Here is a 733-nt window from a genome sequence, read left to right as displayed (position 1 = left end):
CGTGATCGCCTGCATCCTGGAGAGGGGAGGGCACATCAACTCGCCCGGCGGTTATCTCAGAGATCTGACCCGAAGGACCGAAAAGGGCGAGTTTGCAATCGGACCGATGCTGATGGCGCTCGCGCGGGCGAATGGTGGAGTGCGGCGCTATGCCAGCTGAGGGGGAGACGGGTGCCTGTTTTGGCTGGAAATGCCTGCCCGCGTGAGATCCACTGTGGCGGAGCGATTTCCTCCACTGTCGCGGCCAGTCTCGCGATCGAATAGGCTTTAGGGATGAAAGCGGTTGTTTTCTCTGTGAGCTCGTTATTATCGTTCAGTGGTCATTGGCCTCATCAGGCGGGTGGCATTCCCCGGCTCTCAGCGAAAGTCCATCAAGGGTCCGAAAGCCTTGGAATTCAATCGCTCCTTCGAGCGCCAGGGCAGATTTTTCGGCAAATAATCACCCCGCCGATCGTCAATGATCGTCGTCGGATCTCGACGACACTGAAGAAAAGGCAACGAGGTGGCGGAAGTAATCTGAGATATAGATTCTGGTTAACGGGCTGTTAACCATTGTTTCAATGCGTTACGCCTCATCTACGTTGTCTCAGATCATGTGGCGCGGTAGTAAGTGGGGCAGATTCGATGGCGCTGCCGGTTTGGCAGGCAGAAGCGTCGAGCGCTGATGACCGTTGGTGGCTCCAGCGTTTAAGCCCGGGCAAGGATGGTGGCCGGGAGAGACGGGATGGGGTGA

1 protein-coding gene is annotated in these 733 nt (G+C 57.2%); it reads left to right on the top strand.

The features are described 5' to 3' along the window. A partial coding sequence (gene repC, locus ACM5SV_RS36605) for a replication initiation protein RepC (protein ID WP_419425533.1) occupies positions 1-160 on the top strand: 160 nt, incomplete at its 5' end. Between the last annotated feature and the right edge of the window lie 573 nt (positions 161-733).

The organism is Rhizobium sp. CRRU65 (genome assembly GCF_048551595.1).
Taxonomy (GTDB): Bacteria; Pseudomonadota; Alphaproteobacteria; order Rhizobiales; family Rhizobiaceae; genus Rhizobium; species Rhizobium leguminosarum_J.
Note: the sequence above shows the minus strand (reverse complement) of the source record. Positions and strands in the feature narration are given on the sequence as shown.